Origin of the sequence: Pseudomonas sp. S11P7 (assembly GCF_023195435.1) — a bacterium.
GTDB lineage: Bacteria > Pseudomonadota > Gammaproteobacteria > Pseudomonadales > Pseudomonadaceae > Aquipseudomonas > Aquipseudomonas fluorescens_G.
Genome location: NZ_JALPKS020000002.1, coordinates 1666487 through 1682701 on the forward strand (window position 1 = coordinate 1666487; position 16215 = coordinate 1682701).

Here is a 16215-nt window from a genome sequence, read left to right on the forward strand (position 1 = left end):
GATCCCGTCAGTTACTTAAACGAGGAATCAACGATGAAACTTGCCCGACTCAGTGCTTTCACAGTCGTCTGACGATCTCTACCGTGGCCCTGGCCAAAGGCGGCGTTATGAGGATGAGCCAAGTGCAAAAAAATCTATGCATGGGCAAGCCTCATTGCGCTTGCAGGCTACCTCGCGCGCAGTGGGGGCCGGGTTCATGGTGTTTTTTTGAGAACACAATGAAGTTGCCCGTCGATCGCCCCTTATTGCCCGGCGCACCTGCATCCATCAAAACCACATCGGATTGATCAATCACACCCAACGCGCTGGAGTCCCCACCGTCCAGATTGACCGACCAGCCTGGTACCGCATTTAAACGGTCGATTCTGGCCATGACCTGTGCCCATTCCGGCAATGTAAATCCGGAGGAGTCGTCGCTACGGCGACTGTCTCCGATTCCAATCACCAACCGTGTGCGCTCTGGCGCGTTACTCTGGCCGGATGCAAGGCTGATCGCCGAACGATTGTTTGGCCGGTTGGCATGTCCCAGTTCTCCCGGGATATTGCGCTGGGAATCGAACTGGAACCTGGGTTGCTCAAGATGTTGCTGGGTAAATACAGCTCTACCGTCGCGGGCAAGCAATGGACCTGTCTGGATGAACGATCCATCACCCATTTTCAGATCGACATAAGTGTCAGCGTAGCCAGCAGGAACGGGCACGGAAGGTTTGTATTGGCCATCGATGAAGCTGGTGCCGATCGAAGCCCATGAAGGGTTCTGCGTGGAGGCTCGTTGGCCGTGGTTATAGAAGCCACCGTTGAGGAAGGCCGTCCACTTTGAGTCAGGTGTACTGATCGCCTGATTCAAATCGGCCGCAGAAGCTGTTTTCAGCTGTACAGGTTCATCACCACCGACTATTCGGCCTTCGTAACTCGAATCAATTGATAGATAGAAAAGTGTTCGGTCACGTTTGAAACGGCGCGACAGATCAATACCCGCCTGCGCGAAAACCTCAGCGCTTCCCTGGAGGGCGACAGCGATTATGCCGGGAGCTATTGTGACGATGTCTCGGTCTTCACGCTGATTCAAGACGCTGTCGATGGCAAACTTCCATAATCCTCGAGCTCTTTTGGAGTCCAGTCCGTCAGGGTCAATGTTAGTGACCGGATTGCTGTCGACAAACTGAAAGTAATTCAGTCCGGCCGCGTCTGCAGCCGGATCAGGGTTTAACCAGCGCTGGAACCAAGGAACGTAGTATCGATATCCGTAGTAATAAAGCCCCGTCGCATCCCGCTCTTTGCCCGAATAACGCACGGTTTTATAACTGACGGACACGGCTTCACCGTTGGACCACGCCGTGGCGCCAAACGGGTAATAGCATTCCTGAGAGATGACGTTGGCGTTTTGATCCAGTTCAACAGTGCTGGAACCCAAGTGATCCGTCAGGTTGTAACGCTGGTGATTGTTGGTGATCGGCGCTGGAGGGGCGCTCGGCCAATGCAGTACACGTGTACTACCGCCTCCGGTCGAGACGACGATGACATGCAGCTCCTCACCAGTACCACTGTGAGTGTGAATTTCCAGCCCAGGCAAATAACGGGTTTCGATAATGTTGGTCTGGCTATGGGTCTGTAGCGCGCGCACCTTGCGCACGCGCATGCCGTCGGCGCGATAGACATGACGTTCACAGTCGTCGTCAGTGCCTCTGCGTTTTACCGCTCGTACTTCGCTTAATTGATTGCGCACATTCCAATGCAGTACTTGGCCGGGTTGCAGGGTCAGCAGATTGCCGTTGGCATCGAAGCTTCGGCGAAAGTCTTCGTCTTCTGGTTCCACGCCTTCGCGTACCGGCAGGCAGCGGTTACCGTGAGCATGGGCGACCAGACGATGCCCCGGGTTTTGCGTACCAACGTGAATCAGCTCCAACAAATTATGCCCGGCGTCGTAGCGATAATGCTGGCGATAATGACTGGCGGCGGTGGGATTATCGGGGGATGAAGACGGGCCATGGTTCCTGGGACTCGCTTCCCAGCCTGTGGCTTCGATGAGTCGGGCAAGGCTGTCGTAGCGGTAATAGTTGATCGGTTCGATTCGCTGATTGGCAAAAAAACGGCACGGCAGGGCAGCGTCTTCGATGCGGGTGACGTTACCTGCCGCATCGAACGCATAACGCAGATCCTGTAAAGGTTTATTCTCGCCCAGCCGTGCCAGTTTGCGATTCAGACAGCCGTCTTCGATGTCGTAATGAAAATAATTGATCAAACCGTTGCCGGTAGATTCCTTTTGGACCTGACCGCTGGCGTTATATTGGATATCGCTAATCAGGGCTGTTGCACTGATATCAGCTTTCAGCTGTACACCGGCCTCGCGCAACTGACCGGTGAGCGTGTATCTGAAGAACTGCTGGTTCCCCTCGCCATCCGTCTGTTTGATCTGTTCGCCCATCGAACTGAAATCCCAAGTGGTCCTTGCACCCATTCCTGTTTCAAGCAAATCATCGCGCTCGTTCGCAAGCGCTGGCCAGTCTGGATCTTCCAGCTTGCTCAGAAAATGCCGAGTCTGCTGCACAACCCCACCCGTCAATCCGAACTGTTCGAACAACTGTGTGCCGGCCGGATCATCGTGCCGTATCAGTTGCCCGCACTGGTTACGTGTGGCGAACGCCGGATCGCTGCCGCCATAACCATAACGCTCCGCGCACAAAGGCTGGCCGTCGCGGGCGTGTTCAAACAGTGCCAGTGGCCGCCGTTGTTCGTCGTACTCGATTGTGCGTTGGCTGCCACGGCCATCCCAACCGTGCAGCGCTTGACGCGCTTCACCCAACAGGCTGACGCGCCACCCGGCATCGACACTCTGCGTAGTCAGGACCTGTCCGGTCAGTGAATACACCGTGATGAGGTTGGCCGGGGCTGACGTGTCGGCGAACAAACGTGGATCTCGCTGCGCCACCAACCGCCCGGCAGCGTCATGGTGACGGGTAGTGATGCGCGCCTCAGGCTCGCTGGCGTCCTCGCGCCAATAGGCCACCTGGCGCACCGGCAAACCACGACTGTCGATGGCGGCGAGGTTCGGCGTCTGTGCATGGATGCCCGGACTCATGACCACCAGTTTCGCCTCCGTTGTTCCGGTGGAGGCTCGAACAAATCATTTTCGTCGAAGGCCACGTTGCACCAGATCCAGTACCAGATTTCCCGGCGCAGGTTTTTCATCGTCGGCTGATTGCCCTGCAGCATTTTTTTTCGCCAGCACGGTTTCGGTCGGGCGGCCCGCGGCGTCATAGAACTGCTGATCATGAAAGGCATGCGCGCGCATTGAACGGTCATTGATGTAGCGCGGCTGATCGGCGAAATAGGGTCGGTAGATCCGCACTTTTTCACCTTTGTTGTTGTACTCCACCGGTTCGCTGACGCGCCAGCGTCTCGGCACCTCGGCTTCTATCGGTTGGCCCTCGGCGTCGAGGATCAACTCGCCTTTTTCATCGACCTGCCAGGATTTGCCCGGTTCGACTTCCTGCTTGGTCTGCAACGGGCGGCCGAAGCCGTCGAGACAGGCAATACTGACCCGAACCTGCAGCTCGGGGTCGTCGGGGTACCGGTCCGCCAATAGCGCGACGTGGTACACCGGTTCGCGTTGCGCGGCGTTGATCTGCTGCTGCAGCAGCGTCTCGTTGGCGTCGGGATTTTCCAGGCCTGCGAGGTGCTGTCGGGCGTGGTCGCACAAGTGCCCGCTGGGCAGTATGAAGCCTCGACTCTTCGCCCACGTCATCCAGTCCTCGGTGAGCGGCGTGACGCTGGAAACGCGGCCCATCCAGCTGAACGTGTCCCAGAAACCGGCGCTGGCAAACCGGCCGATGGCGTTTTTCGGGGCGGCAATGGCAATCATCGGATCGCGATCCGGCGGCGGCACGTAGCTGCTCAGTGGGTCGAAGCCCACCGGCTCGCCCAGCTCGGTGCCATGGAACTGCTGACCAGTGGCTCGCCGAACGCGTTGTAGCGCGCCTCCTGGATATTGCGGTTGGCGTCCTCGATGGCCGCCGGCAGGAAGGTGCGGTAATCCACGTCGAGGCTGCGGGTGGTACAACCGTCGGGCAAGGTCACGGCGGTGGTCAGGCACCCGTACGGGTCATAGCTGATCAGGGTTTCGCCGTGACTGCGGGTTTCGCGGTATTTCTCCACGTTATAAAAGCGGTCGAACCCCTGGTAAATGGGGAAGCCTCGGTGCACCGACCACAGGTAGTTTTTCGCATCGTCCGGATCGGCGATTGCTGTCCCGGCGGCTGCCGGCAAAAACAGCGGCATGATGTGATAGCCGACTTCTGGCGATTCGAGTTTTTCTTTCAGATTGAAGGGCATTTCGCCGTCGGCATTCTTGAGTTTGTCGTAAGCGCTCAGGGCGACGGCATCCAGTTCCGCCGTTTCCAGATAACCGGGTAAACCGGCAAAGGTGGCCTCACCGGGCTCCAGCGTCTGGGCGTTATCCGGGTTGATGTAGCGCTGCAGCGACAGGCCGGCCAACACGGCCTGTTTCGCCCATTCGCCATCGTCGTGGCTCATCTGCAAAAAATGTTCGTGATTGATGTTTTGCGCACTCAGCGCGTTTTTTTCCAGCACCAGCACATTGTTGCGCTGTTGGAAGGGCAGGCCCAGGCGCCATGCCTCGATATCCGGCAAGTGGATCGGTAGCGCTCTGGTTTGGCTCAGATACCATTTCTGTTGGGCATTGTCATGGGCGTCCCGCCACCAGCTCTGCTGATGTTCATCGCTGAACGGTGGCGTGTCGGTGGGGACCCTGCGTCGCGGGTAGTTCACGGTGAAACCGTGCAAGCTGCTGCCGTAGGCGTCCCACTCAAGGCTCAGTTGGTGCCGGCACAACGGATCGTCGGCCAGCGATGGCTCGTATTGATAGCTTAGCGATTCCAGATCCAGCGGCAAAATGACGGCGTAGGGCTGATGCTTGCCTTTGGGCCGTATTATCCGCGCGCCGTAGCGATGCGCCTGAACCACATAGGGCACGGCGGTCTCCGGGTTATCGTCCGCCGCGTAGATCTCCGAACGCAGCACCCGGCCGCTCAGGGTGCGAGCGATCTCTCGGGCGCTGTCGTTATCGGCCACAGTGAAGGATTGCGCTGCACCGTCATTGACGTGGTAGTTCTGCAGCAAAGTCGGCTTGAGTTCGACCGCTTCAACGTCGCCAGCGTAGTAACCGCTTCTCGGCGGGTCGATCGCCTCGCCGGTGTGGAACCAGGTCTTGCTGAGGATGGGGGCGGTGAAGCCGATGGTCGCACGCTCGGCCACCGTTGCTTCGGTGTCGTTTTGCAGCAACAGACGAAAACCGCGAAATTCGCGCTCGAAGCGGTCGTAGTAGCCGCCGCGATAACGAAAAGTCTGCGTCAGGGTGTTGCCGGTGATCTCATCGTGCTGGGTCTGCCGGCTCACCAGGTGCATGGCCAGCGGCAGCGCCGACGCCGGATGTTCAATGCCAGCGGCTTGCTGCTCGCGTTTTTCGTCCAGCCATTCCTGCGCCGAGCTGCGATAGGTCACGCCGCTGCTGGCGCCCATGTTGTTGCAGCTGCGGTTCAACAAATAGGGCTTTGCTTTGATGAAGTCGCAGCGCCAGTGCCGTGGCGACATGTGCGGCAATGTCACGATCAGGCTGGAGCAGCCCACACCTTGCAAATCGGCGGCGCTGACCTGCCAGAGTGAGTCGTAGGCCAATCCCTGCGGCCAGGCCAAATCGACGGAGACTTGTTCGAAACCTTTACCGGCGTGGTTCATGAACACCCGCAGGCGTTCGGTTTCCAGGTAGATCAGATCGGCCGCGCCCGAACCGTCGAGGTCGGCCAGCAGCACCTGTGACGCGTTGAACTCGCTGTAGGCGAAGGGCAGGGCGCACAGCACGAAGCCCTTGCCGAACCGTCCACGTCCCAGATTCGGCCAGCATTTGACTTCATCGTGGCGGATGCGCACCAGATGTTGCTGACCACTGCCCAGCACATCGGCAAATGCCACGAGTTCGGTTGGCGAATTGCTGAGCACGGGCAGGTCATCGTCTGTGCCTGTGGCAGTTTTTTCGGTATGAGGCACATCGACGCCGGCGGCGAACCCGGCGGCGCGACGGTTGGCATACAGACGTACACTGCGCGGACCGATCAGCGTCAGGTCGCTCAGACCGTCACCCATCAGATCCGTCATTTGTGCCATCGAATGGGAAAATTCGGCCGGGAACGCATCGAAGGGCAGAAAACCAGACCAGTTGCGCTGCGGGTCGAGCGTAAAATAACCGCACATTCCTGGCGCGACGAGCAGCCAGTCGAGCCTGCCGTCGCCGGTCAGGTCGGTCAGGGATTGATGCACCGGTTTGTCGCGATCAGCCGTAGGCGCATGTTCCAGGCGTTGCCAGTCGCTGTAGTCGACTTCATCGCCGCCGGCCTCTGCGCGCAGTGGCTCACGGTAATACCAGGCCTGGTCATAGCGACATAGCACGCCTGACAATCCCTCACCGTACAGATCGACCATTTGGTATTGCTGGCCGTCATTGAGCCCGGGCATGTCGGGAAATCTTGTCCAGCCCTGCACGGTCGGCTCGAGATCGAATGTGTTGTAAGCGAACTCCATCGGTGGCCGGCTTTCGATCTGGCCGAGGCCGTCATGGGCCTGTTGGTGCGCGGCACTGAGCTGGTTGTAGCCCAGCGGACTGCAGCGGTATTGCAGCAGCAGGCGCTGCACCAGCACCGGGTCTTCACCCAGTTCGGGAAACTGATGAAACATCAGCACCTGGCGGCAGAGACGCCGCGTCCCCAATTCGAAACCGTAGGCGTAAATCCAGAATGGGTCACTGCGCTCGGGCCAGGTCTGTTGTTCCGCGAAGGTCGGCACCTGTTGCAGATCGGTGCTGCGCTCGCCGTAATCGAACAATAGCTGACAGTGCCACTGCGGCGGTTCCCGGCGACCGGCCTGCCAGGCGTACAGGTGCGGATCAGCGGTTACATTGCAGTAGCACACGCGGCTGAGATAACGCTGCGCACGGTAATCGCGAAACTGCGGTGCGACAGGCGCTTCGGTGTCGGCCTTGTATTGATAAACAATGTGCTCGCCGCAGGTGTTGAGGCTTTCGTCGATCAGCCAGACCCCGACTCGCTGCGGATCAGCTGGGTCGGCGCGGCGTGACAGGGCAGTGCTGCCATACATGTGCAAACTGCCGTCGGCACCGTGGAGCAGCCAGAAACCGGGCGTGTCGGTGGCGCTCGACCAATGCTCGATCAGGGTGAACGCGCCTTCGACCCGCGGCCAGTGGCGCACGACGGTGTAAGCAGTGGTCAGGGGCAGGCCGTTGTAGGAGCTGGCGCTGCGAGAAATCAGCGTGCCGTCGCTTTCATTACGCTCGGGCATCCATACGTCACCGTCAGGCCCGACCACCTCATCAGTGCCGTCATACGCTGGCACGCCTTTGACCGTGCGCAAGGTGACTGCATTGACCGTCAGTTGCCAGCCAATCCCGCAAGGGCTGTTGCCGGTGCCGCTGCTGTAACCGAGCCCCAGCGCAGGGGCAAAACCGCGCCCGGGGAAATCGGTAGCGGCAACTCCAGCGATGCGGTGCCCTTGGTGCCCACACCGGCCGAGCCCTTGCCGATGCTCTGGATGGCACCGCCGCCCTTGGGCAGGGTCGGGGTGTTGATCTGCATTGTCGGGGTTTGCGGCTGCTCTTGTTGGTTCATAGCGAACCGCCTTCGCAGCGCGCGGTGTAGCTCACGTGCACAATGATATCGGTGAGGGATTTGAGCATGAGCTCTTGAGATTTGTCGTTCGGAAACGTCAGGCTCCAGGCAGAAATGGCTCCGGTGTACTCGAACGGCAGGTAGCGTTCGTCCTGGAAATTGAGCTGGAACATGCCGTTGTCTTGCAGCGAAGTCGACAGGGCGATCTGCTGGCTCACCCGCAGATTATCCCGGGTATTGCTGCCCGGTTTGGCCGCCATTTCTACCTTGCTGCGAGTCTGTTTCAGCACCGCGCAAATATCCTGATAAGGTCCGATTACACCGGGCAGGGTCACGCTGATGGTCTTGATGCGGCGCAGATAATGATTCTCTCCGGCGTAATCATCCTCGAACATTTTGTGCGTCAGTTCGAATTCGCACGTGCCGTCGGTTTCCAGCGAAGTCTTGATCTCGGCCCAGGTTTTATTCAGGGAGGCATCGGGGTCCTTGGCCTTCAATTCTTTAAGCGATACGGTTTTTCTGATTTCCAGATCGCGGCGGTTGTGCTGCAAATAGCTGCTGTACATCTGTTGCAGATTCATTTTCAGCACTTCCCCCGCACCGAGGCCGCGGTAGGTGGCATTCCACGCGCCGGGGCGGACGAACGACTGGGTGAAATTACCCATCTCGTATTGCCAGCAGGCTTCGGCGGCCTGGCACAGAGACTGCGCAGTGGTAAAGGCGGTGCTGTAGAAACCGGCGAACTTGCTGTTGAGCCAGTCGTAGGTCTGGGATTTGCTGAAGCGGTTGCTGCTCAGCAGGAAGTCATGGGTGGCCTTGGCCTGGTTGAGTGCCGTTTGTGCCTGGCGCAGTTGCAGTTGGGTGGCTTTGTGTTGTTCTTCGAATAGGGCGAGCTGGGCTTTGATTTGTTCGGCTTCGAGTTTTGACTGGTCCTGGGCTTGGGTCCATTCCTGGTTGCGGCGCCGGAAATATTCGAGGCGGTCGGTGAGCTGAGCAGCGGTATAAAAACCCGATGAAACTCCAAATAAAGTTTCCGCGACGTCGCGCAATGAGCCTTCCGGACGTGCACCACCGCTGGCTGTGCCGATGATGTTGGGTGCGTTTTTCAGGGTTTCTCCATACGCTAGGGTGAAGTGGCCAGCGGCTTGAGCCGCCCCCCAGAAAATGGAATGCTGTCACCGTTTTTTCCCAGTCGCTGACGCCGTCGTCCACCAATTTTTTATAGTAGGCAACCCTGCCCTTGATCATCGTCTGACTCGCCAGCAAAACCTCCTTGTTTTTCTCATCAATCTTCATGGCTTGCGCTTGTATATCCACCGCCACCTTCGCCAGATTCCACGCTTGTTGCTGTTGCAGTTCCAGGTATTGCGCCTGCTCCTTGCGCTCAATCAGCGACAACAGCGTCGAGCCGAACTGGATCACGCTGTCGACAGCGTTCTGCGCCAAAGCGAACATGAAACTGAAGCGGTAGTGAGGAATCTGTGGCGTCAACAACCGACTCAGCGCCGCGCCGGACAAACCCTGGCCCCAGGCATTGAGCAGGGCGCGCGGATCGAGCGGTGTCGCGAACAACGGCAGGTGCAAGGGCGCGCCGGCCATGTCGAGGTTGTGCCGCAAATTGTACAAGCGACTCTCGGCTCGGTCCCAGCGCTTGATCAACTCGGGATTGAACGGACGCCGCAGATAGGGATTGTCGACGCTCGCCAGCGATGTGTCAGCGCCATAAGACCGCAGACACAAGAGTGGCGCTGGCTCGGATTGCGGGGCGGTGCCGATGCGCAGTGGCGGCTGTTCCTGCCGCTGGTGCTGCAAGGCGACAAGTTGCTTTTCGAACTCACGCAGATCGTCATTTTTCGCCGAACTCAATGCCTCCAGCGTAACCGGTACCCAGTCGTCGGCCTGGCGCACATCGGGGCGTGGTCCGAGCAAATCGAGAATGTGCACATAGCGTAATTTGGCTTCCGCGAGACCGTCCGGGGTCAGCTCCCCATAAGCCTGGTCAGCCTGATTGCTTTCGATATCGATGTAGAGGCCGTATAAGGCTTTTTTGAAATGCACCGGAAAGCTCAGGGCAATCTGATGCGGATCGTCAGGGTAGAGAATCGCCTGGCTGGGGTCTGCCGGGCCTGGCCACACCGGTTGCTCCAGCGGCACGGCCTGCCAATAACCAGGATGCCCGGGGTCAGCGCTTTGCCGCGCCGGATTGAACAGATAAGCCAGCCAGTGTTTCGCTTCGTCGTATTGCTGTTCCTCGTTCAAGCGGTACGCCACCAGCCATGGCAGATAGAGAAACAGCTCTAGGAAATACAGGTAGTACGCCCCGGAAAAATCCATCGATTGCGCACCAAGGCCGTCGGGGATCGGCGGTTCAGCGTGTTGTGTCTGGGTTTCCCAGCTCAGCAGGTTGTCCATGCCGCTCTCGGCGAGGTTGATCAATTGCCGGGCGAAGGTGGTGTTCATGCGCACAGGTGCCCTGACACCTCCTATGGGTTTATGGCCGTCGCTCAGATGAATACTTGAACCGCTGAAGTCAATGAACTGCGCTTTGCCCAGTGAAGCGCTGTCCCCCAGAGACGGGTTGTCCACGTCGTTGATGCTGGGGGCTCTTGGCAAGGCCGCAGAGAGCACTTCGCCCCAGCCGACGGTCAGCATTTTCAGGGCTCCGCCAACCAGTGTGCTTGTCAAAGGAGTGCGGTCGTAGACGAGTACCCCGTAGATAAGCGGAATTTTCACGTCCTTGGGTTCGTCTGGCCATGTACCAGGCCAGCCTTCGGGTTGCAAGGTGGACTGATCGATGGAGAACGAATAGGTCAGGGTCGAATCCAGTGGAAGGACATCGACCACTTGAGTTTGAGCGAGCAGGCGCATTCCGGAAAAGGTTTCCGGAGGCTGGTCTGGAATGAAAGACAGAGGATGAGCAATGAAAAACTGGTACCCGTGTCCCCACGAACCGCTGGCATTACGAACAGCGGGTTCATGAAGCTGTATTTGCGACTCGCTGGTGGTACGTCGCCAGAAGGTTTTGAAGAAGACGTCTGCGCCTGTCATCAAGTGGTAGAGGATTTCCCGGTTCGCCCACTTGCCTGCCACGCAAGCGGTTCCTCCCTTTGCAGTGGCAGGAACTCTGAACTCGGTCGGTAAGTTGAAATCCGCAATCAGACTTCGAATAATATCGGGCGTTCCTGTAAAGCAAAAAGCTGCATCGTCTACGTTCATGAAGTCGGTGCCTACCGGCTGGATAGTTGAGCCTGGAAGCAATGTCACCCAATCGTTATATACATCGGCAGGGTCGAATCTTAGCGTTATCTTGAACAACAAGGTCGCAGTGTCCGGGACGTCATAAACGAGGATTTGCAGTTCTCGATAAGGTATAAAACCAGATTCCAGTCTTACAGTCAGCGTGATGTCGGAGCTGCTCCGGTTGTAAATAAGGTCGACATTTTTCTCGCTGGTCCTGATGCGCGATTGCCAGCCACTGAAATTCCAGGTGTCGATCTCTTTAGCGGGAGTTTGATGCACTACGCTACCAAACTCAGGCGTGCCAGACGGCAGCCAGTATTGGAAGCGCCCGGCATTTTTTTCCTGAAGGGCAAATGTATTGCCAATCAGTAAAACATGGGCCTGGCTGTCCTCAGCCACTCTCGCGGGAATTACCGTATTCACTTTGGTGACGCCCACCGCCCCTGATAACGGAAACAGCGGCGTCGTATTGAAGTTCTTGTCAATACGCACCGTTCGCAGGAAATCATATTTGTCGGTGCCTGGTTCGCTGCTGCCCTGATAATGTGAATACAACATGAGAACCATCGACTCCGGGGACGTCGAATGGTCATACACCACGATGGTTTGGGTCTCTTGTTGGATCTCTTCTATTGGTCGATCAACCAGCGCCTTGGTTGTGCAATAACTCTCGACATAGGCCCGCGGCGCACTCCAACTGTCATCGTATTTCTTGTAACTGGCATACAAGCGAAAGCGTGGGTGGGGTTTCAGAGTGTCTGCAGCTCTTGTCCCTGGTTCTCCAGATTCAAAGGCGTCATCATCCTGAAGTTCAACCTCGGCCCATACGATGAACAAGCGGTTGTTGAACCAGCACGGGCGAATGGTATGTTCCAGCGCTTTCTCGGAAATCGGCACATTGGCCTTCTGCCAATCCGACCAGGCGTTGGGTAGCGGTTTGTCGTATTTGACCGGGGTTTCATCTGGCGTGCCGGCCGGTTGTTTCACTGCCCGTTGCGACATGTCCAGCGAGCGCCAGTAATAAGCGTTTTCCGCCGGTGATTTGCCGACAAAGTAATAGGTGCTGTTGGCGAAATCTTCACCGTCGATATAACCGTTGCAGACTTTCAGGTTGGCAACTTCTTCAAACCGCGCCAGGTAGGCGAGCACGGCGGTCTGCACGGTCTCCGGCTGAATCTCCGCCTGCTTGAGGTCGTTTTCCAGCTGCTCGAAACTGGCGGTCTTGGACAGGCGCAGGGTCGGGTCCAGATAAATGTCTGGAAAATGGTGCAACTGCTGTATCGCCGACCAGATCGGGTAGCGATTGAGCCCGTCGCGCCAGGTTTTGCTTTGTTGGGGCGTGAGGCTGTCATTGCTGTAACCGGGCTCCATGTTGAGGAGCAGGCCGTTGATCAATTGCTGATAACTGGCAATCGCGCAGGCTACCGGACTGGTCGAAACATTCTGGGTGACCAGCACATCAAGTAACCAGTACTCATAAAGGTCGTTGGCTGTCTTGATCTGCAGGTTCAGTTTTTGCTCGATGAGGTATTCATCGTTAGGCACGGCTTCGTGCAAATAAAGCGCGAGCATTGCGTCACGCAATGCTTCGTTGAGAGGCGCGTCAAAAGAGTTCGTCATGATCGTTCCTTAGTCAGTGGCCATTGCGGCAGCGGCGGCGGAGTGAGTGGCCATGACCGCTTGACCTACGGCTTTCCAGTCCTCCAGCGAGCTGGTGTCGGTCAGATCGGTGGCTTGCAGCAGCGCGGTAGCGGACAAACCGCTGGCCTGGCAGGCAGCCTGGCAGCGCCGTACCCAATCGACGTGAGCCATGGAACTGGCGCGTTTGTCGGGCAGAATGTCGGTCAGTGTGCTGATTTCCGCCTCCGACCATTCCAGCAGGTGGGCCAGCGCCGCATTGGCGGTTTCGCTGGCGAGCTGGCGCAAAGCCTTGTTCTTCAGTTGTACCTTGGGTGGGTTGGCACAAGTGAAGTAGCTCAGCAGGCTGTCCTCCGGTTGGCTCTGGCTATGGAACCAATGACTGAAACGCTCGAGCAGGTAGAGGTCGGAGAGCGTTGGTTCGCCGCCGCTGCCGGTGTATTGCACACCACCGAGCCAGGCCGGGTTGACGACAAACGCGCGTAAGGCGCTATTGCTCAACCGCAGTTCTACGATGATTTGCGCGTGGCGCGATACGCGCTGGAAATGCTCGATAAGCACCTCCAGCGTGTCCTCCAGGGCAGCGAGCAAAATGCTGTAAATCGAAGAGTGTGCCCAATGAATGACCGCGTTGCAGCGATCTGCCGGGAGTTGCGCGGTTTCCTGGAACAGGCCTTCGAGCAGTTGGCTCTGATGGTCATGGGCGCGGAGCAGCAAGTCGATGAGTTTCGCAGCGCATGCGGCTTTGACTTCGGGCTGCAGAATCAGGTGCTGGAGCAATGACGCCACTCCAGTCTCCAGCCAGCCGATCGGTTCGTCCATCAGCGTCAAAGGCTTGTCCAGGCCAGCTATCAGTCCTTCGGAACTGATCAAGTCGTGATCATCGAGTAACTCGAACCAATTGATTTCACCCCCAGAGTCGCCATTTCGGGGCGGAAGTCCCAACGCAGCGACTTGCTCTTTGGTGATCAGGCTTTGGCGTGTGTCGCGCTGTAATTTCACCAGTCGCGCGCGCAGATCGTCAGACAATGTCTCTTCAGTTAAGCGGGTGCGGCGAGCATCCTCCGGTGTATCGGCACGCAGCAGAGCGGGCGGCCCCAAGCGCTGCTGCAAGCGATCAACGGTTTGCTGGCTCTGCTTGAGCCAGTCAAACGCCCAGTGCAAAATCATCAGCACATCGAGAATGTCGGGTGCTGGCGTTTCCGTCCTGGCACTCAAATGGCCGCCGACCAACGCGGTCAGGAACGCTTTGCCTCCCAGCAGTTTCGCCAATGTCAGCACCTCGGCCACCGAGTGGCCAAATAACTGCGCCACCAATGTCTGACGATAGAGTGAAGAGATAGTCGGCAAGTCGCGGCGCAGTGAGCCGAAATGGTCGTTGGTTTGCGCGGCAATCAACAAGAACGAATCTTCGGTCGGCTGCACCTTCAGGCCGGCGCACAACTGCAGCACGGTTTTCAGCGTGGCGGCATCGCCGGATGTTAGATCGATAACGCTTTGATCGAGAATCAGCGGCGTGTCGAACAACTGGACGCGATTGAACACCTGATCGAACAACGGCACCTGGTCCTTGCCACTGGCATAGGGGCTGAGGTCGTGCATCAGCGCTGCGAATTGTTCAGGTTCTATGGAGTAGTGATGGTTGAGGTAGCGATAGACGCCTAGCGCACGCAGGGTATTTTCGTTGAGTTCCATGCCCAGGTTGGCTTCGCCTTCGGCACGTATGGCGCTGATGATCAAGGTGTCGAGATGGGCGAAAGGAATGCCGGTCCAGCGATGCAGACGGGCCATTCGCTGCAGGCGATCGAGACGGTCCAGCGAGACTTTGGTCAGGCGCCATTGTGTGCTGTCCGCCGACGCTGTCTGCTCCAGCCCGATGGCGTTGTCCGAGTCATCGTGCAGGACTTTCTCGGGGGACGTTTCCTGCTCACGTTCGTACAGCTCGGTGCCGGGGCCGGTGCCATTGACGTAACAGGCGCCGTAGCGATCTGGATAAGAAAACTCCGATACCCTGTCGGTGGTTCGCCGTTGCGCACCGACGTTGCGGGCTGGCTGCAGGTCAGGGCAACTCGGCGACACGCGCACCTCGAACCTGCGGCGAGCGACAAGTTGCTCGACTTGTTCCGCATTCAAGCCAGTGCGTTGCATGAAGTCGGTCATCAGGGTCAATTGCCACACGGTCGAATCGCTGTTGGCCTGGATACCGTAGCTTCTTTTGAGAAAGTCCTGCTCTGTGCTTGTCAGGCTGTATTGCTCATCCAGTGTCAGGGCGAAGCGTTGCCTGGCCAGACGGACCGGTTCGGCCGCGGTTCCGGTGACGGTGATCAGTTCAAATCTGGCGATATATCCCTGTTCTGTGGGCGTCGGGAGGGTAGTCGCCTTGAAATGCGCAATGATGGAGTTACCGGCAGCGTGCAGACGATTCACCAGCCATCCAGCCCCTGGCGGGGCCGAGACGTTTGAGCTCAGATCGATACTGGCGAGCTGGGTCCCGGCGTCGTTGTGAAAGGTCAGTGATACTGCGGTTTTAGCGCCAGTTGCATCGGTTGGCGTGTCCGCCAACGGTGTTGCGGTCACGATATCTGCCTGCCCCGGCAGCAGCAGATAACATCTGCTCTGCGTGGTATGCGGCCGCAGATAGGCGGTGAGGGGGCTTTGCCAGCCATCGATCAGATCACTGCGGGTCAGATAAAAGTCGCTGAATACCGAGGGTTCGATCAGCAATTGCTGTTGTTGTGGACTCAACCCGCACAGCAGCCGTTGCGCCTGTGACGCCAGTTGCTGTAACTGCCCGTAATCGTTGGCTGCTGCCTGTTTGATCGGAAGCAACAGGCTGGCCAGGTAATTCAATTCGCCCAACTGCGGCTTTTTATCGTCAAGGCCCAAACGGCATTGGTGGTGATAGAAGTTATAGGGCAATTCGAAAGGGTAGTGCCGATCAGCCAGGACTTCATGGATAGAGCGAGCTTTGTCGGCAGGATTGCGATCCAGCCACGCGCGTAGATGACGCTCCAGTACCTCGTTGACGATTTCCAGCATCGGCCTCGGAGTGAAGGTGCTCTCGTGAGTGATCAACAGGTCCTTCAAATCAGGACGACGCTTTTCCATCAAGAGGCGCAGGGTGTCGGTACTGGTATCTTCCAGCTGGCTGGCAAATATTCTCAGTGCAGATAAATAAGCGACAGGTCCGGTCGCGTCGGCAATAGCCCCCACCTCGCAGTACTCGTCCCAGTTCTCCTTGAACTGCCCCTGAAAAGTCGGACCCGACGGCACCAGTGCGCGAAGGCCACTGCGTCGCGCCAACTGCTGAACTGTCCCTGAAGAGGTTTTGTATTCACGATACAAACGCGCAATCAATGCCGCGTATCCCATCGCGTTGTCGTAAGCCAGGTCAGCGTTGGCATCGCTGTACCGGGCGAGCTGACGGGCGAATGCCGCCTTGGGCAACAGCACGATATCGAAGACCGAGGTGAAGCCCATTTTCTGCATGGCCGTGGCGAAGGTGTTGCGGCCCTTTTTCACTGGGGCTTCAGGCTTGATGAGCGCGTTTAACAGTGAGGGGGTGTCGGCCATGACTTTGGATCTCCTGCCGAAAAGGGAGGCATCCGAGAATGCCTGGCAGGATCAAGATAGAGGCAAAAGA

The 16215-nt window shown here is 57.9% G+C and carries 7 protein-coding genes; all 7 read right to left on the reverse strand.

Features of this window, described 5'->3' with window-relative positions:
- Positions 1–151: 151 nt before the first annotated feature.
- From M0746_RS07740 to M0746_RS07770, 7 genes are read right to left on the reverse strand one after another with little or no spacing between them, the layout of a single operon-like run.
- Positions 152–3079 (reverse strand): RHS repeat-associated core domain-containing protein, encoded by a 2928-nt coding sequence (locus M0746_RS07740; protein ID WP_258448699.1) that lies wholly within the window; start codon positions 3077–3079, stop codon positions 152–154.
- Between the two features lie 45 nt (positions 3080–3124).
- The gene (locus M0746_RS07745; protein WP_258448700.1) at positions 3125–3913 is read right to left on the reverse strand and encodes a hypothetical protein; all 789 of its coding nucleotides are present in this window, start codon (positions 3911–3913) and stop codon (positions 3125–3127) included.
- Entirely contained in the window at positions 3895–7569 is a 3675-nt protein-coding gene (locus tag M0746_RS29175) for a SpvB/TcaC N-terminal domain-containing protein (RefSeq protein ID WP_258451449.1), read from the reverse strand. Before M0746_RS29175 ends, M0746_RS07745 begins: the two co-directional genes overlap by 19 nt.
- On the reverse strand, positions 7458–7694 hold the full coding sequence (locus M0746_RS07755; RefSeq protein ID WP_258448701.1) for a hypothetical protein: 237 nt from the start codon (positions 7692–7694) through the stop codon (positions 7458–7460). The genes M0746_RS29175 and M0746_RS07755 overlap by 112 nt, the downstream gene beginning before the upstream one ends.
- Positions 7691–8599 carry a Tc toxin subunit A-related protein gene (locus tag M0746_RS07760; RefSeq protein ID WP_258451450.1) on the reverse strand — a complete coding sequence of 303 codons (909 nt, stop codon included), beginning with the start codon at positions 8597–8599 and terminating at the stop codon, positions 7691–7693. Before M0746_RS07760 ends, M0746_RS07755 begins: the two co-directional genes overlap by 4 nt.
- Entirely contained in the window at positions 8499–12554 is a 4056-nt protein-coding gene (locus tag M0746_RS07765; RefSeq protein ID WP_258448702.1) for a neuraminidase-like domain-containing protein, read from the reverse strand. The genes M0746_RS07760 and M0746_RS07765 overlap by 101 nt, the downstream gene beginning before the upstream one ends.
- A 9-nt stretch (positions 12555–12563) precedes the next feature.
- Positions 12564–16145, reverse strand: a complete 3582-nt coding sequence (locus tag M0746_RS07770; protein ID WP_258448703.1) for a Tc toxin subunit A — start codon at positions 16143–16145, stop codon at positions 12564–12566.
- Positions 16146–16215: the final 70 nt, after the last annotated feature.